Genomic DNA, 21905 nt, shown 5'->3' on the forward strand with positions numbered 1-21905 from the left:
GCGCGCTAGCTTGCCGCCTTCACGACCTTGTTCGCGGCCAGGTCCCACGTCGTGGCCGCCGTGCCTTCCTTGGTGGCGTCGTCCTTCTGCGCGGTGAGTTCCCACTTGATCTTCGTGAAGTTCAGCGAGAGCGTTTCCACGGGCTTGCCACCCGCGCCGCCCGACACGCTCACGTTGCTCAGCACGACGTTGTTCAGCGTATAGGTGATGAACGGCATGATCTTGCCGTCGCTTTCGGCGGCGTTGCGGCCCACCACGACGGTCGCGCTCGCGATGGCTTTGCCGGAGCAGCAATATTCGTTGAGCGTGGGCGTGGCGACGTCAACGAACTTCGTCACGGTGAATTCGCCGAGATGGGGCTTGCCCGACGTGCGCTCCGAGTTGCTGACGTCGTTGGTGACCTGCATCGCCACGTTGTGGCTGTACGACATCAACTCGATCTTGTCGGTATAGCCTTCCAGCGTGCACTCGCCTTTGATGTCGCCGCCCAGGTCGAGAATGATCGAATCCATGATTTGCTGCTCCCGAAGCAGTAAAGAACTACGCGGGCCGCGTGCGCGGCGCCGGGCGCGTTCAGGGACCAGGGGCGCTCATGCGCCGCCTGGCCGTCGTCTCTTCATCGAATCGCTTTCTTTGCCGGTGGATCAGGCGGCCGCCGGCGGCGGCAGCGTCGCCACGAGCCGGATCGAGGCAGTGAGTTCCTCGAGCTGGAAGTGCGGCCGCAGGAACACCGTCGCGCGGTACGCGCCGGGTTTGCCCGGCACATCGGTCACGTCCACGCGCGCCTCGCGCAGCGGATACTGGGCCTTGATTTCCTGCGGCGCGTTGTCGTTCACGAGCACGTAGTCGGCAATCCACGTGTTGAGATAGCTGCGCACGTTTTCGCGCGTCATGAAGCTGCCGACCTTGTCGCGCATGATCGCCTTGATGTAGTGCGCAAAGCGCGACGCCGCGAGGATATACGGCAGCATGGCCGAAATGCGCGCGTTCGCCGTGGCCTCGGGCGTGTTGTAGAGCGCTGGCTTGCAGGCGGTCTGGCCGCCGAAGAACACCGCGAACCCTTCGTTCTTCTTGTGCACGAGCGCAATGAAGCCGAGCGAGTCGAGCTCCTTTTCGCGGCGGTCGGTGATCGCCACTTCCGTGGGGCACTTCATCGCCTTGTCGCCCGAAGCCGTCTGGAAAATGTGATCCGGCAAGCGCTCGACCGCGCCACCGCCTTCCACGCCGCGAATTGCGGCGCACCAGCTGTACTGCGCGAACGCGTTGGTGATGCGTTGCGCCAGGGCGAAGGCGGAGTTGCCCCAGAGATACTTCGAGTGGTCGGTGCCGTCGACGTCCTCGAAGAAGTTCATGCCCTCCACCGGATTGCTGTCCGGATGATAAGGACGACGCATCAGGATGTGCGGGAGTGTGAGCGCGACATAGCGCGAGTCTTCGCTCTTGCGGAATTCGCGCCAGCGGGCCATGTCGATCGTCTCGAAGACCTTGGAGAGATCGCGCGGCACGCCTAGCTCCGTGAAGCTCGACATGTCGAACAGCTGCGGGTGCGCGGCCGAAATGAACGGCGCGTGTGCGGCGGCGGCCACCGAGGCGAGCTTTTCGAGCAGGCTCACGTCGGGCGTCTGGCGCGTGAAGTAGTAGTCGCCCACCAGCACGCTGAACGGAAAACCGCCGAACGTGCCGTATTCCTCTTCGTAGATCTTCTTGAAGAGCGCGCTCGTGTCGACGTCGATGGCCTTCTCCAGATCGTTCTGCAGGTCTTTCTTCGAAGCGTTCAGGAGGCGCAGTTTCAGGCGCGTGCCCGTTTCAGAGCCTTTCACCAGAAAGTGCAGCCCGCGCCACGACGACTCCAGCGCCTGCATGTCGGGATGGTGCAGTACCTCGTTGAGCTGCTCGCTGATCAGCTCGTCGATCTTGCGGATGTGATCGTTGATCATCGCCACCGTGTCGCGGCTGATGGTCATGTTCTTGTCGAGCACCTGCAGCGCGAACTCGGCGAGCAGCTCGCGCGCATGCTGCTGCTGCTCCTCGTATTGCGCCATGCGTCCTTCGTGCACGATGCGGTCGAGCAGCGTGACCGTACCCGCCTGCGCGGTCGCGGCGGCCTGAATGTCGGACATGATCGTCTCCTCGCGTTGGGCTTAGCTGGCCGGCGTGTCACTGGAAGGGCTGGCGGGTGCAGCGGCGTCGCCCACTGGCGGCGGCAGCTGCGCAGTCGGCGTGTCCTGCGGGTGCGCCGAACGGATTTCGCTCAACCCCTTCGGGTCATGCACCACTTCCTGGAGGAGCTTGTCCAGCTCGTCGTTGCCGTCGAGCTTGGTGAGGAGGTCGCGCAGGCGCAGCCGCGCGTCGTAGAGCTGCTTGAGCGGACCGATCTGCTGAACGATGCTCACGGGATCGAAGTCGTCGATATGCTCGAACTTCAGCTCGACGTTGACCTTGCTGCCGTCGGCGGCGAGCGTGTTGTCGACCTGCAGCGTCACGCGCGGCCCGATCGACTTCATCACGTCGTTGAAATTGTCGCGGTCGATGTCGACGAAGCGGCGCTCCGTCATTTTCGGCAACGGCTCGACAGGCTTGCCGGACAGGTCGGCAAGAATGCCCACGACGAGCGGCAGCTCGCGCTTTTCGATGGCATTGCCTGTTTCGACGTCGTACGTGATCTGAACACGCGGCGGTCGGTTCCGTTCGAACCAGTGCTGGGTACTGTCGGCCATGGTCACCTCGGTGGCGGTCGTTCTTCTATTGCATTGTGTAACGGGAGAGATGCGCGTTTGTCGTCAATCTGCCCTTTTCACGATGCGTTTTCTTTAAGACGACAATGCCCCGCAAAACGTAATTAAACGATTGCCAGGTGCATTCCCGGTCCTTCAGAAAAAACACAGCTAAAGCATGCCCCGGATTCGTCAGACGAGAGCATTCACGGCGTCAAGCGTTCGCGCTGCGTGCGGCTTCACCTTTTCCTTCGTCGCGCACGTCGTGAAGATAGACGGTCAGGACTTTAGGACAGTAAACGCGGAATTTCAAAGTATATTTACGGCGCATAGACTTATTTCCTTTCAAGTTTATTTACGCATTGTTTTTGAATTGATCGATTAAAAAATCGTTATTGCAATGACGCGCGGGGCGCTTGTAGACTACGCGCGAAACAGCTTGCGCAGCGGAACATGCGTCTTGATTAGAAATACGAACTAGCATGAATTCTCCTGCGCGCGGGCAGGAGGCATCGCGGACAAGAGGCGGCGCACACAATGGGGATTGCGCAGTGATCACCACGTTATTCGCCGGCGCGTCGCGCGCCGCGAAGCCGTACGGCTGGCGTGCCGCCACGCTGGCGTTCGCGCTCGCGCAGGGGCTCGCGGCGTGCTCGTCGCTGCCCAAGGTACAGGTAGATACCCTGGCGATTGCCGTTTCCACTCAAGCGAATCAGGACACGCCCATTGCCGTGGACGCCGTGCTCGTGCGCAACCCGCAACTGCTCGACGCATTGCTCGGCCTGCCTTCGGCGAAGTGGTTCGCGCAGCGCGATCAATGGCGCCGCGATCATCCCGAGGACATCACGGTCGTGTCGTTCGAAGTCGTGCCGGGCCAGCAGATCGCGGCGGCGCCGTTTCCGTTCGGCGGCAAGCGGGGCGCAGGCGTGGTGGTATTTGCTGACTACCAGACACCGGGCGCGCACCGCGTGAGGCTCGACACGGGGCCCGCTCACGCGCTGCTGCTGCTCGGCGACCAGGATCTGAGCGTGCAGGCCGCGCATTGAGCAACGAGACTGTGTGACGCAACGGTGTCGCACGACGGTGTCGCACGACGCCGCGGCAACACTGAACGACGAAACGTTTAGCAATAGAAAGCAAACACATCATGCGAACTTCGTTTCCCGATCCGGTCTGCTGGTTCGACGGCATGCCCTTGCTGCCGCAGCACTTCCAGACCCAGGCGCTGCACGCGGCGGGGCACGCGGCCTTGCTCGCCGGCGCCGCGCGCGCGCATTACTGGGGCGTGCTCGCGCTGGAGCACGACGCCGCGGGGCTCGCCCAGGGGCTCGTGCGCATCAGCGCGCTGGAGGCGATTCTGGCCGATGGCCTCGCCATTCGCCATACGCCGCACGATCCCGTGCTGGAGATCGACGTGAGCCACGCATTCAGCGCACCGGACGAGGAGGTCACGATCTATCTCGCGGTGCCGCCCCTGTATCGCGGCGGGCAACTCGATCCGCAGGCCGGGCGCTACACCCAGCGCGAGAGTCCGGACGTTCCCGATCTTGTCTCGGGCGGCGAGCCGGCTTCGATCACGACCTGGACGCCGCGCCTGCACCTCATGACGGATCTCGGCCGTCACGAATTCGACCGCTTGCCGCTCATGCGCGTGAGGCAGCAGGGCGGCGGCGTCGCGATTGCGGACTACGCGCCGCCGTGTCCGTTCGTGCGCGCCGACTCGGTGCTCGGTCAACGCGTGATGCAACTGCTGCTGCGCGTGCGCGAAAAATGCGTGTTCCTCGCCGGGCGTTTGCAGGCGGCGCAACGCGCGGAAGAGCGCGACGACGCGGCCCAGATCGAGCGCCAGCTTTGCGCGCTCTGGAGCCGGCTGCCCGAAGTGGAGGCGACGCTCGTCACCGGCATCGCGCATCCCACCGAACTGTATCGCGTCGTTGCCGGCATGACGGGCGCGCTCGCGGCGCTGCGTCCCGCGCGCGGCGTGCCCGCATTCGCGACGTTCGATTACATGGCGCTGCTCGCGTCGTTCGATCCGCTGCTCCAATGGGCCGACGAAGCGCTCGCGACGATCCGCCAGGGATATCGCGTGCGCGCGTTCACCGAGGAGGGCGGCAGCTTCTGGATCGCGCCGCCGTTCGAAAGCGGCGGCAACGTGGCGCGCGAGCTCGTGATCGGCTTGCGCATGCCGCCCGACGCGGGCGAGCACGACGCGAGCATGTGGCTCGATCATGCCGTCGTCGCATCACGGCCCTATGTGCCCACGCTCGCGCGGCAACGCATGCGCGGCCTCGCGCGGCGGCGGCTCGCGCGCGAAGAGCGCGCAGCGTACGCCACGGGCGACGACACGACGCTCTTCGCGGTGGCCGTGGAGGACGCGTGGTTCGACCGCGCGCAGCCGTTGTGCATCGAGGTCCGCACGACCGTGCCGGGGCGCGCGCCCTGGGCTGTGCAACTCTTCACGCCCACTGGCGACGCCGCCGACGACGCACGCCAGGCGGGAGCCGATCATGTTTGATGCCAGCGACCCGAGCGACGAGCGCCTGCCGCTCATGCGCGCGTTCGTCGTGGCGTTCGCGTTCGCGGAGAACGCGCGCCTGCGCGCGGTCGCACAGGCGGCGAATGCAGCCAGCGCGGCGAACGCCGCGAGCACAGAGACGCCCGCCGATCCCCAGCGCGATGCCGACGCGCTCGCCACGCAGTTGCAGTCCGCCACACGTAAGCTCGCGCGCGACGCGATGGCCTGGACCGGCGCGGCAGGCGAAGCGGACATTGCCGCCGCGCAGTACGCCTATGTCGCGCTGCTCGACGAATTGCTGCTGTTTTCGGCGTGGAATGGCGCGAGCGCGTGGGAAACGTATCCGCTCGAAGCACGCATTTTCGGCACGCGTGCGGCGGGCGAGCGCATTCCGGCCGCCATCGAAACCTTGCTCGCGCAACGCGATCCGGCGCAGCGCGATCTTGCCAACGTCTATCTCGCCTGCCTCACGTTAGGCTTTCGCGGCCGCCTGCGCGGCGAGGCGGGCGCCTTGCGTCACGACCAGTTGCGCCACGCGCTGTTCGCGTTCGCCATGCAGCGCGACCCCGAGCCGGACCGGCTTGGCGCGCCGCTCGAACGCGCCGCGCTGGCGCCGCGCGAAACTCGTCCGCTCACGCAGATGTTTCCAGACCGCGCACGCCTCGCCCTGTTCGTGGGTGGCGGATTCGCGGCGCTGCTCGGCATGTCGCAGCTGCTGTGGCTCTATGCGACGGCGCCCGTGCGGCCATCGCTCGAACAGTTCGAAACGGTGTCGTTGGCGCAAGGGCGTCCGGCGCAGGTGAACCATACGAGCACCACGGGCATGGTGCTGCCGCGCGCACGGGCGGTGCGCAGACTGCGGCCACTGGCTCCGCCCACCGACGTTCAGGCCATGGCGCAAACTCAGGACACACCCGCGGCGCCGACGGTCTCGACGACGCCTCGTGCCACGCTCGCGCTCGCGGCACGGCGCATCGTCACGGTGAGCGCACAGAACGCCGACGAAGCCAGCGAAGACAGCCCGGACGCCACGCCACGCGGAGCACGGCCATGACGACCACACTCATAGTCGTCCTGATCGTCCTCATCGCGCTGTTGATCGTGGGGCTCGCGGCCGGGCTCGTCGTGCGCTGGGTGCGCGGGCGCGACGAACGCAGACCGCTGCGCAACTTCTCCGCGATGATGCGCACGGCGCACAACGCGATGGGCGTGCGCGATCCGTACTCGGTGCCGCGCGTGCTGGCAACCGGAGCACCCGCTGCGCTCGACGCGCTGGCGCTCAGCTGGCGCCTCACGCCCGTTGGCGAGCCGGCGTGGTTCGGCAGGCTCTGGCACGACGCCGAAGGCATTCTGATCGCGGAGCCAGGCGAGTCGCTCGGCGCGCGTGCGGCCGCCGAGCGCCGGCGCGGCTCGACCGGCGGGCGTTTGCTGCGCGGCCTGCTGCGCAACCGGCCGGGCCGACCGCTCGACGCGCTCGTGTGGGTGATCGCGCTCGATACGCTCATCGACGAAAACGGGACCGCGCGCGCGGACACCGACGCGGCGCTCGAAGCCTCGCGCACGGTGCTCGCACTGCAGCGTCAACTGGGTCAGATGCTGCCGCTCTACGTGGTGGTCACGGGCTGCGACGCGCTGCCGGGCTTCGATGCGCTCGCGGCCAGGCTGCGCCGCGAGCGCATCGAAACGCCGCTGGGCTGGGCCTCGCCGTATGCGCCGCGGCGCGCCTTCGAACCCGCGTGGGTGGATGAAGCCTTCGCCGACATGAGCCGCGCGCTCGCGGCGACGGTCACCGAAATGGGCACGCTGGACGGCGCGCTGGACGGCGACGTATTCCTGCTGCCGCAGCGGATCGACACCCTGCGCGAACCGTTGCGCGAGCACATCGAGCCCACCTTGCGCGGCGCTGCGGACGGCACCGCGCCGCTCCTGCGCGGCATCTGGTGCGTAGGTGCGATGCCGCAGGCGCAGGAGCGCGAGGAGCCCGCCATCACGACCGCGGCGCGCAGGGAGGCGCGCGCGGCGGCGGCGCCGGCGTTCGCGTCGCGTCTCTGGCACGACCTGCTGATGCCGGGGCAGGGACTCGCGCTCGCCATTCCGCGCGTGCTCGCGCTGCGCATGCGGCGCTACCGTATCGCCACGTTCGGCGCGATCGCGCTGGGCGTGTGCTGGTGCGTGGGCCTGGGCATCACCACCTGGCACGTGCGCAGCGACGCACGCTCGCTCGCGAGCAGCTACGACGCGCTCGCTCTCGCCAGCGTCGCCTGGCACGAAGCGGGCGCGAGCACGAGCGAAACGGCGGCGGCGAACGCGCTGGGCAGCGCCGCGAACGCCTTCGTCAAGGTGCCGCGCTGGCAGCTCGCTACGCCGTTCATGCCGCTTTCGTATTTCGGCCTGCGGCGCCGGCTCGACGACGCGCAATACCACGTGCTGAGCGGGCTCGTGTTCACGCCGCTGCGCGCGCGGCTCGTCAGCCGTCTCGCCGATCTGAACTGTGACGGCGCCGCCGGGTCGGGCGACAACGCGAGCCTCGCGGCCGCCGCGCGGCGTCCCCAGGACCTGCCCGAATACACACAGGGCACACGGCTCGTCACGAACGCGGCGCAGACCGAGCGGCTGATCACGAACTACAACGAACTGGTGGAACGCGATTCGGGCAACACCGTGATGCTCGCTCAGCTCATGCGCGGCGCGGTGGGCGTGAGCTTTTCGCCCGATCATGTGGCCGACCGCGCGGGGCTGGACGACGCCGTGCGCGCGACCGCGGTGGAAGGCGGCCAACTGTCGTTCGACGGCACCGAGGCGCGCGCCGCGCAAGCGCGTGCGAGCGTGTGCTTCGAGGAGACCTTCGACCGCTGGTTCGACGACATTTATCAGGACTCCTCGCTCACGACGAACGCGGCGCAGATCCAGGCCATGCTCGCCGATCTCAAGGCGCCCGGCGCTGTGCCCACCACCGCTTCGCTCTCCGAGCTGGCCACGCGCATCGACACGCTCGCGATCCAGGTCGACACCGCGGACCACGGCTGGGCGGGCACGCACGGCCAGGAACTCGTGCCGGGACTCACGGCGACCTTCGACACCGCAAAGGGGCTGCGCCTGATCGGCGCGACGCCCGTGGCGAGCGTGCTGGAGCACGAACAGAGCGAACAAAGCGCGTTCGCGGCGCGCTGGCTCGCGAGCGGCAACCTGCCTGGCGTGCTGGCCTCCAATCCCACCACAGGGCTGCAACTGGCTTCGGACCTGCTGCCGCTGCGCGACGCGTTGCGCACGCTGCTCGGCCAGTCGTTCGTCGCGGGCGAGGGCAACGCGACGGCCGAAATCCGCGGCGTGGATGCCGACTCGGCGCAGCGCGCGCTGGCGATCCTGCCCGCCTACAAGCAATACTCCGCCGGCCTTCTCGCGCAGGCGCCGGAAGCGTGGCGCGGCGCGCTGCTCGCCGCGGCGGGCAACGCGACCGTGCACAGCATGGTGGCCGCGCTTTCGGCACCAGTTGCAACGGCGGCAACATCGGCGGGCGGGGCGCGCAACGTCGCCTACGCGCCGCCAACGCAGGGCGCGTCCTTCGACACGCTGCGCAAGAACGCGACCGATCTCGTGGAAGCGTTCGACTCGCTCGGCCGCGCCGATCTCGCGCAAGCGGTCGCCCTGCGCGTGAGCGACGCCGCGCTGGACGTGCTGCGCTCGACCGATGTCCAGCTGCAATCGCTCGAACCGTTTCGACCGCTGCGCGGCGACTTCTCGGCGTGGAACGGCAACGCCGGCGGATCGATGCGCGCATTCGGCGCCGCCACGCCCGAAGCGCTGCAAACTTACCTTGCCGCGCAGTCGAGTGCGGTGGCGGACACGGCCACGCTCGCGTCGAGCGCACTGGACTGGCTGACCACGCAGAACCCGCCTCTCTCCACCGCGGACGCACGGCTCGTGGCGCGCTGGAAGGCGCTCTTCGCGGACCTCGCGCAATACCGCGCGCGCAGCCCGGCGAGCGCGCTGGTGGCAGTGCCGTCGATCATCTCCAATCAGCTCGACAAGATGGACCTCGACACGTGTAGCGCCTCGCTTGCGCAGGTGGACGTGCCGGGCTCGGGCGACATCGTCGCGAGCGCGGGCATGCGGCTCGTCTCGTCCGCGCGCGAGCGCTGCTACCGGCTGCAGATTGGCACTGGTGGGGAGGCCTACGAACAGCTGCGCAACTATTTTGCTCGCTACCTGGCGGGCCGCTTCCCGTTTTCCGCGGATGCGAACGCGCAGGCCGCCGACCTGCGGCAGACGGCGGCCTTCGTCGCGCTGCTCGACGCGAAGCTCGCGGACGCGCAACGCGGCATGAGCGCCGCGGCCGCGAGCGGCGGCCCGCAAGCGGGCGCGCAGCAGTTTCTGGCGAAGCTCGCGCGCGCGAAGCCCTGGCTCGACGCGCTGGTGGCGCGCGGTGCGGACGGGGCGCTCGTGGGCGTGGACGTGGCGGTGGATTGGCGCATCGATCGCGCCGACGAAGCCGGTGCGGACCAGGTCATCCAGTGGTCGCTCGCGAGCGGCAGCCAGACGCTCGCCTGGCCCGCCACGGCGGGCACGCCGCTGCGCTGGGCGCCGGGCCAGCCCGCCGCGCTGAGCCTGCGCTGGGCGAAGGACGGTCCGTGGCGGCCCATGCAGGACGCCTCGCAGCCGACGCTCTCGGTCGACGGCGAAGCGGCCACATGGGCGGCAAACGACACGTGGTCGCTATTGCGCCTCGTGCGCCTGCACGCGGTGCCCGACGACGGCGTGGATACCGGCGCGGGGGCGGGCAACGCGCGTATGGTGCTGAGCGTGCCGGTGCGCGATCGTAACGGCGGCACCCAAACCGCGCGGATGTTCATGCGTGTGGGCATGACGGGTGCATCGAAAACGGCGCTCGCGTGGCCCGACCTGCCGTACGCGGCGCCGGGCTACAGCGCATACGGCACCCCTGCGGTCACCTATGGACCGTATCCGTCGAGCACACAGGCGGGGCGCGGATGAACCCGGCATTCGACATCGAAGCACTCGTTCAACCGATACCGGGCGGCGCGCCAGCCGGTGTCTCGCTCCTGCATGACGCCGCGTTCGACGCGATCAAGGCGGCGCGACGCGAGGACGATCCGGCATTGCCCGCGGGCATTTGGCAAACCACGCTCAAGGTCGCCGACTGGGCCGCCGTCGAAGCGGGCTGCGAGGACCTCCTGGCCCGCCGTAGCAAGGATTTGACGCTTGCCGCATGGCTGGGCGAGAGCTGGCTGTATCGATATGGATGTGTTGCATTGCCGGATTGCTTCGTCTTGCTGAGCGAATTGTGTGCGCGCTATTGGGACGACATTCATCCGTTGCCGCGCGACGGCGACCTGGGCTTTCGTGCTGCGCCGCTCGCGTGGGTGGCCCAGCAGTATCCGACCTTGCTCGGCGGCCGGATTGCGTTGTGCGCGGGGCCTGACGGATCAGCGCTGACGCTTGCGCGCTGGCAGGGCGCGCAGCGCGAAGCGGTTGCGCTGAAAGACCGCAAAGATGTGCCGGCCGCGAAGCGCGAGGAGGCTGCACGCGTCGCGCAGGCATTGGCACAGGCCGCGCATGCGGCGGAGCCTGCCGCGTTGCGCGACGAGTTGCAGGCGCTGCGCGCGGCTCGCGCGCCCATCGCGAAACTCGATTCGTGGTGCACGCAGCGGCTCGGCGCGGAGGCGCCGTCGTTCGGAGCGCTACTGGAGACGCTGGAGCGCATGGAGAGCGTGTTGCGCGACTGGCTCACGACGCATCCCGAGTGGGAGGATGTACCGATGGTTGAGGCTGCATCGATTCAGGAACAGGCGGTGGTCGAACCGGCAGCGGGTCAGGTTGCTGCGGCTGGCGCGGTGCTGGAGCCCGCTGGGCCGAGGAGACTGGATGCACCTCAGTCGCGCGATGAGGCGTATCGGTTGCTCGCTATTGTTGCGGAGTACCTCATGCGCTATGAGCCGCATAGTCCTGTGCCTTATATGCTCAAGCGGGCGCTTGACTGGGGTGGGAAGCCGTTGCCCGAACTGCTCGCTGAGCTGATGGCCGGTGAACGGGGCAGGGCGTTGGGGGCGGCGCTTGGGTTGCTGCCCGAGCGCGGGGATGTGTAGTGGTTCTTTTGGGCTCCTGTTAACACCGACTGGGCATGCTTGTTTTCGTGTCGGTCTGCCAGTGTTGCCCCTGTGCGGGGCGGCACCTCCTTTCTTTGCCGCGGCAAAGAAAGGAGGCAAAGAAAGCCGCTCACACCGCTAATGCCTGCCACGGTTCACATCTCGCCGTAAATGGTTAATGGCTCCGGAGCGTCTGTCACCTCGCACCACCAAAGTGAGTGACAAGGCAGTCATGCATCCCGCTGCTCGCTACGCGCGCTGCGGTCGGGTCTGCAAGGGAAACCCAATGGGAGGAATCAGGATTCGCGAGAATGCACGCGCACCAACTGTTTTGGGTTATGCCCCACGGCGCGCGCAGCGCCGCCGGAGGGATGAGCGCCTTGTCACTCACTTTAAAGGCGCGAGGTGACAGACGCTCCGGAGCCATTCACCATTTACGGCGAGATGTGAACCGTGGCAGACACTAGCGGTTTAAGCGGCTTTCTTTGCCTACTTTCTTTGCCGCTGCAAAGAAAGTAGGTGCCGCCCCGCACAGGGGCAACCCAGGCAGACCGACACGAAAACAAGGAAAGGCCAAAGCGACCACTAACCCCGCCAGGCCTCCCCCGCAGGGAAATGATACTTATCCAGAGATTCCGCAATCATCTCAATGCTATAACCAGGCCACTGAGGCGGCATATACCGCCCATTCCGAATCACAACAGGATCAACAAAATGCTCATGCAAATGATCGACATACTCGAGCACGCGATTCTCGAGCGAAGCCGAAACACACAAATAATCGAACAGCGAAATATGCTGCACATACTCGCAAAGCCCAACGCCACCCGCATGCGGACAAACTGGCACACCGAACTTCGCCGCCATCAGCAACACGACGATCACTTCGTTGAGCCCACCTAACCGACAGGCATCGACCTGACAGAAATCGATCGCCTGCGCCTGCAGCAACTGTTTGAACATCACACGATTGTGACAGTGCTCGCCCGTGGCCACCCCAATCGACCCCAAACGCCGGCGAATCTCCGCGTGGCCGAGAACATCGTCTGGGCTCGTCGGCTCCTCGATCCACCACGGATCGAACTCCGCGAGCCGCCGCATGTTCACCACCGCTTCGTCCACGTCCCACACCTGGTTGGCGTCCATCATCAGCTTCAGGTTCTCGCCGATTTCCTCGCGCAGTATGCGTGCGCGCCGCACGTCTTCGTCGAGATTTCCGCCCACTTTCTGCTTGAAATGCGTCCAGCCCAGCGCGACGCCTTCCCGCGCGAGGCGCCGGATCTTGTCGTCGTCGTAGCCCAGCCAGCCAGCCGAGGTCGTATAGGCGGGATAGCCCTGCGCGAGCATTTCCGCTTCGCGCGCGCCCTTGGTCTTCGCGTGGCGGTGCAGGATGGCCAACGCTTCATACGGTGTGATCGCATCGGTCACGTAGCGAAAATCGAGGCAGCGCACGAGTTCTTCGGGGCTCATGTCCGCAAGCAGTTTCCATACGGGCTTGCCAACCGATTTGGCCCACAGATCCCACACCGCATTGACGACTGCCGCCGTAGCCAGATGAATCGCACCCTTGTCCGGGCCGATCCAGCGTAATTGGCTATCCGAAGTAAATGCGCGCCAGAATGCGCCCATGTTCGCGGTTATGTCTTCGAGCCGCTTGCCGACGATGAGTGGCGCCAGCGCATTGACCGCCGTCACGCAGATTTCATTGCCACGCCCGATGGTGAACGTGAGGCCGTGCCCTGTGAATTTGTCTGGGGAATCGGTTTCGAGCGTCACGTAAGTCGCGGAATAGTCCGGCGCGGCGTTCATGGCGTCGGAACCGTCGAGCGAACGCGAAGTGGGAAAGCGGATATCGCGAACGGACAGCCTGCTGATCGTGGTCATTCGAACTCCCTCTGGAAGGGACGGCTTTCGGGTAGGGGAAAACCAGGCGTTTGCACGCGTTGACAACGCTGAATCTGCTACCTAGCATGCTAGCATGTCTTCTCAAAATCAAGCGCGCCGTGAACTCTTCATCCGAAGTGGCGAGTGTCGCCGGCAATCCTTATGTCGCACTGCAAAAGATTAGGGGCGGCGAGCGCGGCAGCCTGACCGATGCCGTCGAGCACGCGCTGAGAGAAGCGATCGTGACGCTCGCGCTGGAACCCGGAATGATGATCGACAAGATGGCGGTCTGCGAACGCATGGGCGTGTCGCGTTTTCCGGTTTCCGCCGCGCTGGCGAAGCTCGCGCATGCGGGGCTCGTCGAGGTTTTGCCGCAGCGCGGCACGCGCGTCAAACCGATCGCGCTCGACGATATCCGCCAGCATCTGTTCATTCGCAGCGCGCTCGAAGTCGAAACTGTGCGCGGTGTCGCGCGCATGAAGGACAGCGCCACGATCGACGCACTGGCGGCCAATCTCGACGAGCAGCGCAAGGTCGCCGGGAATGGCCAGCGTCTCGTGTTTCATGAGCTCGATCTGGCGTTTCATGAAATCCTGCTCGACGCGGTGAACCTGCCGCGTGTGAAAGAGATCGTCGCGGTGTCGCGCAACGCGCTGGATCGCGCGAGGCAATTGCTGGCAAGTCCCGAGCGTCTCGTGCACACGCTCGACGAGCACGAACGGATTTTCGAGGCCATTCGCGCCGGCCGTGCCGACGCAGCGGCAAAAGCGATGCACGACCATCTCGATCAGGTGATCGAGGAATTGCGCCGGTCCGCGAAAGAGCGGCCGGATCTCTTTGCACCTTAAGCGCTTTCGTCTTACGTCGAGCAACGCCCGTACTCCAACCACCTCCGTGCAGCGCTGCAAGCCACGCCGCGCACGCAATCAAGGGGCCCCGGTAATGTGTCTGGCTTTTCTTCGCGGATCAGCGCCATGACGCCGCTCATCTCCGTCAACAAGCTGAGCAAGAGTTTCCCCGGTGTGAGAGCGCTTCACGAAGTGCAATTCGAGCTCATGGCAGGCGAGGTGCACGCGCTGATGGGAGAGAACGGCGCGGGCAAGTCGACCTTGATGAAGATTCTCGCGGGCGTGTATACGCGCGACTCGGGTGACATTCTCTACGATGGCCAACCCGTAGCGTTCGCGAGTCCGGGCGAGGCCCAGGCCGTGGGCGTCGGCATCATTCATCAGGAACTCCAGCTGATGAATCATCTGACCGTCGCGCAGAACATGTTCATCGGCCGCGAACCGCGCGGGCGTCTCGGGCTCTTTCTCGACGAAGACAAACTCAATGCGCAGGCACGCGCGATTCTCGCCCGCATGCACGTGCAGCTCGACCCGCGCACCGTGGTCGGCTCGCTCACGGTCGCAAGCCAGCAGATGGTCGAGATCGCCAAGGCCCTGTCGTTCGATTCGCGCGTGCTCATCATGGACGAGCCGACTTCCGCGCTCAACGACGCAGAAATCGCCGAGCTTTTCCGCATCATTCACCAGTTGAAAGAGCGCGGCGTTGGGATCATCTACATCTCGCACAAAATGGATGAGCTCAAGCAGATTGCCGATCGCGTCACCGTGCTGCGCGATGGCGAGTACGTCGCCACCGTCGCCGCCGCCGATACGAGCGTGCAGGCCATCATCGGCATGATGGTCGGCAGAACGCTCGCCGATGTCGCACCGTATCAGGGTCCGGCGCACCAGGGCGAAGTCGCGCTCGAAGTGAAGCATCTGAACGCGGGCCCGCTCGTGAGGGACGTGAGCTTTGCGTTGCGCAAAGGCGAAATACTGGGCTTTGCGGGACTCATGGGCGCGGGCCGCACCGAGGTCGCGCGCGCCGTGTTCGGCGCGGACCCGGTCGAATCCGGCGACATCTTCGTGAAAGGCGCGAAGGCCTCGATCAAGACGCCGAGCGATGCGGTCGCGCACAGCATCGGATATCTCTCCGAGGACCGCAAGCGCTTTGGTCTCGCGACCGGCATGGACGTCGAATCGAACATCGTGATGTCCAATCTCGGCAAATTCCTCTCGCTGAACCTGTTTCTGCGCCGCATGCAGATCCGCAAGACGGCGGCGCATTTCATCAGTCTGCTCGCCATCCGCACGCCTTCCGCCACGCAGCCGGTGCGTCTGCTTTCGGGCGGCAACCAGCAGAAGATCGTCGTTGCGAAGTGGCTGGAGCGCGATTGCGATGTGCTTTTCTTCGACGAGCCCACGCGCGGCATCGACGTCGGCGCGAAAAGCGAGATCTACAAGCTGTTGCGCGCGCTGGCCGAGCAAGGCAAGGCGATCGTGATGATCTCGTCGGAACTTCCGGAAATCCTGCGTATGAGCGACCGGATCGTAGTGATGTGCGAAGGCCGTATCACTGGCGAACTCTCCGCCAGCGAGGCGACCCAGGAGCGCATCATGCATCTCGCGACCCAGCGCGAAACCCTGCAAGCGGCATGAGCCTCAAGAGGTCGAACCCATGACTATGCAATCGGATACTGCGGCGCTGGCCGACCAGAAACGGTCGTCCGGCCTGAAGGCGCGCATTTTCTCGCCCACTGCGCTGCAGAAAATGCTCGCGTTCGCCAGCCTGATCCTGCTGCTGATCTTTTTCAGCTTCGCTTCGCCCGCATTCATGCAGATGGACAATATCCTCGGCATTCTGCAGGCAACCGCCGTGAACGGCGTGCTCGCCATTGCCAGCACGTTCGTCATCATCACGGGCGGCATCGATTTGTCGGTCGGCACCTTGATGACCTTTACTGCCGTGATTTGCGGCGTATTTCTGACCTATTGGCATTTGCCGATGTGGATCGGCGTGCTCGCCGCCATCGGCACGGGGGCGGTGTGCGGAACCGTGTCGGGCACGCTCACGGCGAAGATGAAAATCCCGCCGTTCATCGCCACGCTCGGCATGATGCTGCTGCTCAAGGGGCTCTCGCTTGTCGTCTCTTCCGACAAGCCGATCTATTTCACCGACACCGAAAACTTCTACATGATTTCGCAGGACTCGCTGATCGGCTATTTGCTGCCCAGCGTGCCCATTCCGAACGCCGTGCTGATTCTGTTCGTGCTCGCGATTGTGAGTTCGATCACGCTGAACCGCACCGCGCTCGGGCGCTATACGTTCGCGCTCGGCAGCAATGAGGAGGCCGTGCGCCTTTCCGGCGTGAATGTCGATCGCTGGAAGATTGCGATTTATGGCCTCGGCGGCGCGATTTGCGGCATTGCAGGGCTCTTGATTGCTTCGCGCCTGAACTCGGCGCAACCGGCGCTTGGTCAGGGCTACGAGCTGGAAGCCATCGCGGCCGTGGTGATCGGCGGCACGTCGCTGAGCGGCGGCTCGGGCACGATACTCGGCACCATCATCGGCGCGTTCATCATGAGCGTGCTGACCAACGGCCTGCGCATCATGTCGGTCGCGCAGGAATGGCAGATCGTGGTGACGGGTCTCATCATCATCCTCGCGGTTTACGCGGATATCTTGCGCCGCAAAAAGAGTTAAGTGGAGACGGAAGGAGCACGGAAAGAACGGGGAGTAAAACAAGGCTCCCTCAACGGCTGGAGGTCTATGGCCCACCTTAGGAGGAGAAATGTCATGTTGAAAAGAAAACTGATCAGTGCCGTAGTCGGAGTGGGTGCGCTCGTGGGCGCGTCGAGCTTGACATATGCTGAGGAACCCTACATTCCGGTCATTTCGAAGGGCTTCCAGCATCAGTTCTGGCAAGCCGTGAAATCCGGCGCGGAACAGTCGGCGAAGGCGAACAACGTCAGGATCACGTTCGAAGGCCCTGAAACCGAGGCCATGGTCGACAAGCAGATCGACATGCTTTCGGCGGCGCTCGCCAAGAAGCCACAGGCGCTCGGCATCGCCGCGCTCGACAGCAAGGCCGCCGTTCCGCTGCTCAAACGCGCGCAGTCCAGCAAGATCCCTGTGATCGCGTTCGACTCCGGCGTCGACAGCGATATTCCGCTCACGACCTGCGCCACGGACAACCTCGCCGCCGCCGCGCTCGCCGCCGACAAGATGGCGGAGATGATCGGCAATTCCGGCGAAGTCGCTGTGATCGTGCATGACCAGACGAGCCGCACGGGTATCGACCGGCGTGACGGCTTCCTCAACGAGATGAAGACGAAGCACCCGGGCATCAAGATCGTTTCCGTGCAGTACGGCGCGGGCGACCACCTGAAGTCGGCGGAAATCGCCAAGGCCATGATTCAGGCGAACCCGAACCTCAAGGGCATTTTCGGCGCCAATGAAGGCTCGGCGGAAGGCGCGGCGATCGGCGTGAAGGAGTCGGGCAAGAAGCTGGTGCTGATCGGCTTCGACTCGGGCAAGGAGCAAAAGGAGGCCATCATGTCCGGCCTGATGGCGGGCGCGATTACGCAGAACCCGGTCGGCATCGGCAAGTGCGTTGTCGATTCCGCGGCGAAGGCGTTGAAGGGCGAAACGCTGCCCAAGAAAATCGACACGGGCTTTTACTGGTACGACAAGACCAATATGAGCGACCCGAAGATCGCAGCGGTGCTTTACGACTGACGGGTATGAGTCACGCGCAGGGCGAAAGGAAGAGCCGCGGCTCTTCCTTTTCGTTTTGCGCGTCTGCGGCGCATTTCACTCAGAAACCGCGGCCCCTGCCGGCGACCGCTGGGACGAACGCGAACCGTCCTTCGAAGCGAACACGTAGTAGGTCAGCGCAGTCGCGACGAGGCCAACCATCCACGAAACATCGGCACCGCCGACGATCGACGCCAGCGGGCCGTGGAAAAAGCTTTCTGCCATGAACGGCACCTGAACGGCGATACCGAAGAGGTAAATGGCGATGGCCTTGAAATTGAAGGACCCGTACACGCCGCCGTGGCTGCTCACGATTTCCGCGACGCGATAGCGCCGGTGGTTGATCAGATAGAAGTCGACCAGATTGATCGCTATCCAGGGCGCGAGCACGATGCGCATGGCGAAGATCGCCGTCAGGAAGATCGCGATGAAATTGCTTGAGGCCCACAACGCAGTGACGGTAGAGGCGACCAGCAGTACGCTCGAAAAGACGATGCGCACGGTGCGGCCCGGCACCCAGTCGGGACGGAAGGTCTGCGCGGCGGTAATGAAGGACAACACCCCGCCGTACAGATTCATGCCGTTGTGGCCAATGATGTTGACCAGAAAGAGGAAGATCAGCACATAGCCGAACATGCCCGTTTGCGTGCGGATGGCTTGCATGGCGTCGGTGGAATGACCGGTGCTGACCGCGAGCACGCCGAAGAGAAACGCAAAGATCGTGCCGAGTGAGGTGCCGAAATACGTGAACGCGAAGGTCTTTGCAAAGCCCGCCGAGGTTGGCAGGTAGCGCGAATAATCGGACGTGTAAGGCGCGAAGCTGATTTGCCAGACGGCGCAAAGCCCGAACATCGCGAACCAGTTCGAGACGTCGAAATGGCCCTGCTGCAAGATTTCAGCGCTGAGGCCGGGCGCCATCATGATCATGCCGATCAGCAGCGCGCCGCCCATGAACCACGCGCCCACCTTGTTGAAGCGGTGGATGAAGTGATAGCCGATTACGCCGACGAGCGTCGCGAGAATCGCGCCGAGCACGGTGCCCACCGGAACAGGCACCACAGGCGCAGCGGTGTGGAGCGTCTTGCCCGCGAGGATGATGTTCGAGACGAAGAAGCCGAGATAGATCAGCGTGGTGAAACTGACCACGAGCAGCGACCCATAGCGGCCGAATTGCGCGCGGCTTTGAATCATCTGCGGCACGCCGACGAGCGGGCCTTGCGCAGAGGTGAGGGCGTGGAAAATGGCGCCGAAGAATTGCCCGGCGACGATGGCGAGAATCGCGCTCATCACGTCGAGGTGAAAGACCAGGACCGAAGTCGCGCCGGATATCACGGCAAGCGGCGCGACATTCGTGCAGAACCACAACGTGAACAGATCGACTGGCTTGCCATGCCGATTCTCGGCAGCGACATACTCGATCGAGTTGCTTTCAATGGTCAGAACGCTGTTGTCGTTCGCCGGGTTTTTCATAGTGTCTCCATCGTTATTGCACAGGCCGAGCCGCGCCACGAAGGTGGCGCGGCATCGCCTTGAACGGCTTTGAAGCGGCTTTGAAGTGGCTTTGAATCGGTACAGCGGAACGGATCAGCGCATCACGAACGGATCGCTGATCGGCTCGTCCGAAGTGCGCAGCCACACGGATTTCGTCGTCGTGTATTCGAGCGCGGCAGCCATGCCGCCCTCGCGACCGTGCCCGGAAAGCCCGAACCCGCCGAACGGCACGAGCGGCGAAACCGCCCGATAGGTGTTGATCCAGACGATCCCCGAGCGCACACGGCGCGAAACGCGATGCGCGCGGGTGAGGTTGGTGGTGAAGATGCCCGCGGCGAGTCCGTAGGCGGTGCTATTCGCCTTCTCGATGGCTTCCTGTTCGGAAGAGAACGTATCCACCGAAAGCACTGGTCCGAAAAGCTCCGTCGTGATGCTGTCCGCGTTGCTCACGCCCGTGCAGTCCAGAATCGTGGGCGCGTAGTAGTAGCCGTCGCGCTCCAGCGCCTTGCCGCCAGCGACCACCTTGGCCCCCTGGCTCACGGAACTCGCGACGATCTTCTCGATGGTGCGCAGTTGTCTTTCGGTGCAGAGCGGCCCGTATTCCGTCGTCATCTCGTTGGGCGAGCCCACGCGAATGCGCGAGACGCGCTCGACGAGCAACTCGAGGAACCGGTCCTTGACGGATGCCTCGATCAAGAGACGCGAGCCCGCCACGCAGCTTTGGCCGCTTGCCGCGAAAATCGCTGCGACTTGCGCATTCACCGCGCTCTGGATATCGGTATCGGCGAACACGATGAACGGCGACTTGCCGCCCAGTTCCAGCGAGACCTTCGCGAGATTGTTCGAGGTGTTCCTGACGATATGCCGCGCGGTTTCAGGGCCGCCCGTGAAGGCCACCTTGTCGACCTTGGGATGGCTGCTGAGCACCGCGCCGCATTCCGGCCCGAAGCCGGTGATTACGTTGACGACGCCCGGCGGAAATCCTGCCTCGTGCACGAGCCTCGCGAATTCAAGCAGCGGGCCGGGCGCCTCTTCGGAAGCCTTCAGCACGACCGTGCAACCGGCGGCGAGCGCCGGCCCGACCTTCACGGCGGAAAGGAACAACTGGCTGTTCCATGGGACGATGGCCGCGACCACGCCGACGGGCTGCCGTTCGAGCCACACCTGCATGTCCGGCTTGTCGACGGGAACGTGGCTCCCTTCGATCTTGTCGGCGATCCCGGCGTAGTAGCGGTAGTACTCGGCCACATAAGCGATCTGGCTCGACGTCTCGCGAATGATCTTGCCGGTGTCGTTCGTTTCAATTTCAGCGAGTCGCGGCGCAGCCTTTTCGACGAGCCCGGCCAGCTTGTGCAGCAGCTTGCCGCGCGCCGAGGCGGTGAGGCCGGCCCACGCGGAATCGGTCAGCGCGCGGTTGGCCGCCTCGACGGCACGGTTGACCTGCTCCGTGCGCGCTTCGGGCATTTGCGCCCACACGTTGCCCGTGGCCGGGTTCACGCTGTCGAACGTCGCGGCGCCCGGTTCGAACTGGCCGTCGATATACAGCTGAAAATGAAAATCCATGGAATCCGCCCCTTACCTGAATGCAGGCATGACGTCGTTGATCATGCGCTCGAGCGACGCCTTCTTGCGCTCGAAGCTCATGCCGGTATCGATCCAGAACGAGTACTCGTCGAAGCCGAGTTTCTCGTAGGCCCGCAGGCGCCCGATCACTTCCTCGGGCGTGCCGATGACGTTGTTCCTGCGCATCGCCTCGGGCGTGTAGAACGGGTGAGCGGCCATCTCTTCCTTCGTGAGCGGCTTGATCATGCCGCGGCTCACGGGCCGCTCGTTCTTGAACCACGCGCCGAAGTAGTTGTAGAACGTGTTCACCTCGTCGGCCGCGATCTGCGCGTCGTCCTCGCTGCTCGCCACGTACGTGTGGCGCAGCAACATGATTTGCGGGCGCGGCACGTTGCTGAACTTCTCGCAAGCGGCGTTGAAGTGGCCGACGAGCTTCTCGACCTCTTCGTCGCCGAAATGCAGCGGCGTGACCTGCACGTTGCAACCGTTGGACACGGCGAATTCGTGGCTGTTCGGGTCGCGCGCGGCCACCCAGATCGGCGGATGCGGGCGCTGCAGCGGCAATGGCGACGACGTGGTCGAGGGGAATTTCCAGAATTCGCCTTCGTGCGCGTAATCGCCTTCCCATAGCTTTTTCACGGCCGGAATGAGTTCGCGCATGCGCTGGCCAGCGCCCCACGCGTCGAGCCCCGGCATCAGGCGTTCGTATTCGAACGAGTACGCGCCTCGCGCGATGCCCAGATCCAGACGGCCATTCGTGATGATGTCGGTCATCGCGGCTTCGCCGGCGAGCTTGATCGGATGCCAGAACGGTGCAATGACCGTGCCCGTGCCGAGCCTCACGTGCTTCGTCTTGTTGGCGAGGTCGACGAGGTTGAGGAACGGATTCGGCGCGATCGTGAAGTCCATGCCGTGGTGCTCGCCGGTCCAGACGGCGTGCATGCCGCCGCGATCGGCGATCTGGCACAGTTCGACCATTTCGTCATACAGCTGCTTTTGACTGGTCTGGTCGGAGACGCGCTCCATGTGAACGAAAAGCGAAAATCGCAT

16 protein-coding genes are annotated in these 21905 nt (G+C 64.7%); 9 read left to right on the forward strand and 7 right to left on the reverse strand.

Going from position 1 to position 21905, the window contains the following annotated elements:
• Positions 1 to 5 precede the first annotated feature (5 nt).
• The 3 genes from M3A49_RS09395 to tssB all read right to left on the reverse strand — a co-directional run bounded on the left by M3A49_RS09395 (position 6) and on the right by tssB (position 2717).
• On the reverse strand, positions 6 to 512 hold the full coding sequence (locus tag M3A49_RS09395; protein ID WP_028208509.1) for an Hcp family type VI secretion system effector: 507 nt from the start codon (positions 510 to 512) through the stop codon (positions 6 to 8).
• A gap of 132 nt (positions 513 to 644) precedes the next feature.
• Positions 645 to 2120 carry a type VI secretion system contractile sheath large subunit gene (gene tssC, locus M3A49_RS09400; RefSeq protein WP_266228448.1) on the reverse strand — a complete coding sequence of 492 codons (1476 nt, stop codon included), beginning with the start codon at positions 2118 to 2120 and terminating at the stop codon, positions 645 to 647.
• A 21-nt stretch (positions 2121 to 2141) separates the two neighbouring features.
• A complete protein-coding gene (tssB, locus tag M3A49_RS09405) occupies positions 2142 to 2717 on the reverse strand; it encodes a type VI secretion system contractile sheath small subunit (protein ID WP_266228449.1) in 576 nt (191 codons plus the stop codon).
• A gap of 548 nt (positions 2718 to 3265) precedes the next feature.
• Between tssB and M3A49_RS09410 the strand changes: the two genes are divergently transcribed.
• From M3A49_RS09410 to tssA, 5 genes are all read left to right on the forward strand, one after another.
• Complete coding sequence (locus M3A49_RS09410) at positions 3266 to 3760, forward strand: hypothetical protein (protein ID WP_051482029.1); 495 nt, start codon at positions 3266 to 3268, stop codon at positions 3758 to 3760.
• 101 nt (positions 3761 to 3861) lie between these two features.
• Positions 3862 to 5229 (forward strand): type VI secretion system baseplate subunit TssK, encoded by a 1368-nt coding sequence (gene tssK, locus M3A49_RS09415; protein ID WP_266228450.1) that lies wholly within the window; start codon positions 3862 to 3864, stop codon positions 5227 to 5229.
• Positions 5222 to 6283 carry a DotU family type IV/VI secretion system protein gene (locus M3A49_RS09420; RefSeq protein WP_266228451.1) on the forward strand — a complete coding sequence of 354 codons (1062 nt, stop codon included), beginning with the start codon at positions 5222 to 5224 and terminating at the stop codon, positions 6281 to 6283. Before tssK ends, M3A49_RS09420 begins: the two co-directional genes overlap by 8 nt.
• The gene (locus M3A49_RS09425) at positions 6280 to 10221 is read left to right on the forward strand and encodes a type VI secretion system protein (RefSeq protein WP_266228452.1); all 3942 of its coding nucleotides are present in this window, start codon (positions 6280 to 6282) and stop codon (positions 10219 to 10221) included. Before M3A49_RS09420 ends, M3A49_RS09425 begins: the two co-directional genes overlap by 4 nt.
• On the forward strand, positions 10218 to 11333 hold the full coding sequence (tssA, locus tag M3A49_RS09430) for a type VI secretion system protein TssA (RefSeq protein WP_266228453.1): 1116 nt from the start codon (positions 10218 to 10220) through the stop codon (positions 11331 to 11333). The genes M3A49_RS09425 and tssA overlap by 4 nt, the downstream gene beginning before the upstream one ends.
• Before the next feature lie 585 nt (positions 11334 to 11918).
• Here the strand turns inward: tssA and M3A49_RS09435 are convergent.
• Complete coding sequence (locus tag M3A49_RS09435) at positions 11919 to 13217, reverse strand: L-fuconate dehydratase (protein ID WP_266228454.1); 1299 nt, start codon at positions 13215 to 13217, stop codon at positions 11919 to 11921.
• 86 nt (positions 13218 to 13303) lie between these two features.
• Here M3A49_RS09435 and M3A49_RS09440 point away from each other — a divergent pair, with 86 nt between their 5' ends.
• From M3A49_RS09440 to M3A49_RS09455, 4 genes are all read left to right on the forward strand, one after another.
• Positions 13304 to 14065: a GntR family transcriptional regulator gene (locus M3A49_RS09440; protein ID WP_254354736.1), complete on the forward strand. Its 762-nt coding sequence runs from the start codon at positions 13304 to 13306 to the stop codon at positions 14063 to 14065.
• 126 nt (positions 14066 to 14191) lie between these two features.
• Positions 14192 to 15703 (forward strand): sugar ABC transporter ATP-binding protein, encoded by a 1512-nt coding sequence (locus tag M3A49_RS09445; protein ID WP_266228455.1) that lies wholly within the window; start codon positions 14192 to 14194, stop codon positions 15701 to 15703.
• A 19-nt stretch (positions 15704 to 15722) separates the two neighbouring features.
• Positions 15723 to 16748, forward strand: a complete 1026-nt coding sequence (locus M3A49_RS09450; RefSeq protein WP_266228456.1) for an ABC transporter permease — start codon at positions 15723 to 15725, stop codon at positions 16746 to 16748.
• Positions 16749 to 16841: 93 nt separating this feature from the next.
• Entirely contained in the window at positions 16842 to 17783 is a 942-nt protein-coding gene (locus tag M3A49_RS09455; protein WP_266228457.1) for an ABC transporter substrate-binding protein, read from the forward strand.
• A gap of 75 nt (positions 17784 to 17858) precedes the next feature.
• Here M3A49_RS09455 and M3A49_RS09460 read toward each other — a convergent pair whose 3' ends face one another.
• From M3A49_RS09460 to M3A49_RS09470, 3 genes are all read right to left on the reverse strand, one after another.
• Entirely contained in the window at positions 17859 to 19271 is a 1413-nt protein-coding gene (locus M3A49_RS09460; RefSeq protein WP_266228458.1) for a purine-cytosine permease family protein, read from the reverse strand.
• Between the two features lie 114 nt (positions 19272 to 19385).
• On the reverse strand, positions 19386 to 20855 hold the full coding sequence (locus M3A49_RS09465) for an aldehyde dehydrogenase (RefSeq protein ID WP_266228459.1): 1470 nt from the start codon (positions 20853 to 20855) through the stop codon (positions 19386 to 19388).
• 12 nt (positions 20856 to 20867) lie between these two features.
• On the reverse strand, positions 20868 to 21905 hold the full coding sequence (locus tag M3A49_RS09470) for an LLM class flavin-dependent oxidoreductase (protein ID WP_028203720.1): 1038 nt from the start codon (positions 21903 to 21905) through the stop codon (positions 20868 to 20870).

The organism is Paraburkholderia sp. CNPSo 3076 (assembly GCF_026343935.1).
In the GTDB taxonomy this organism is placed as follows: Bacteria; Pseudomonadota; Gammaproteobacteria; order Burkholderiales; family Burkholderiaceae; genus Paraburkholderia; species Paraburkholderia nodosa.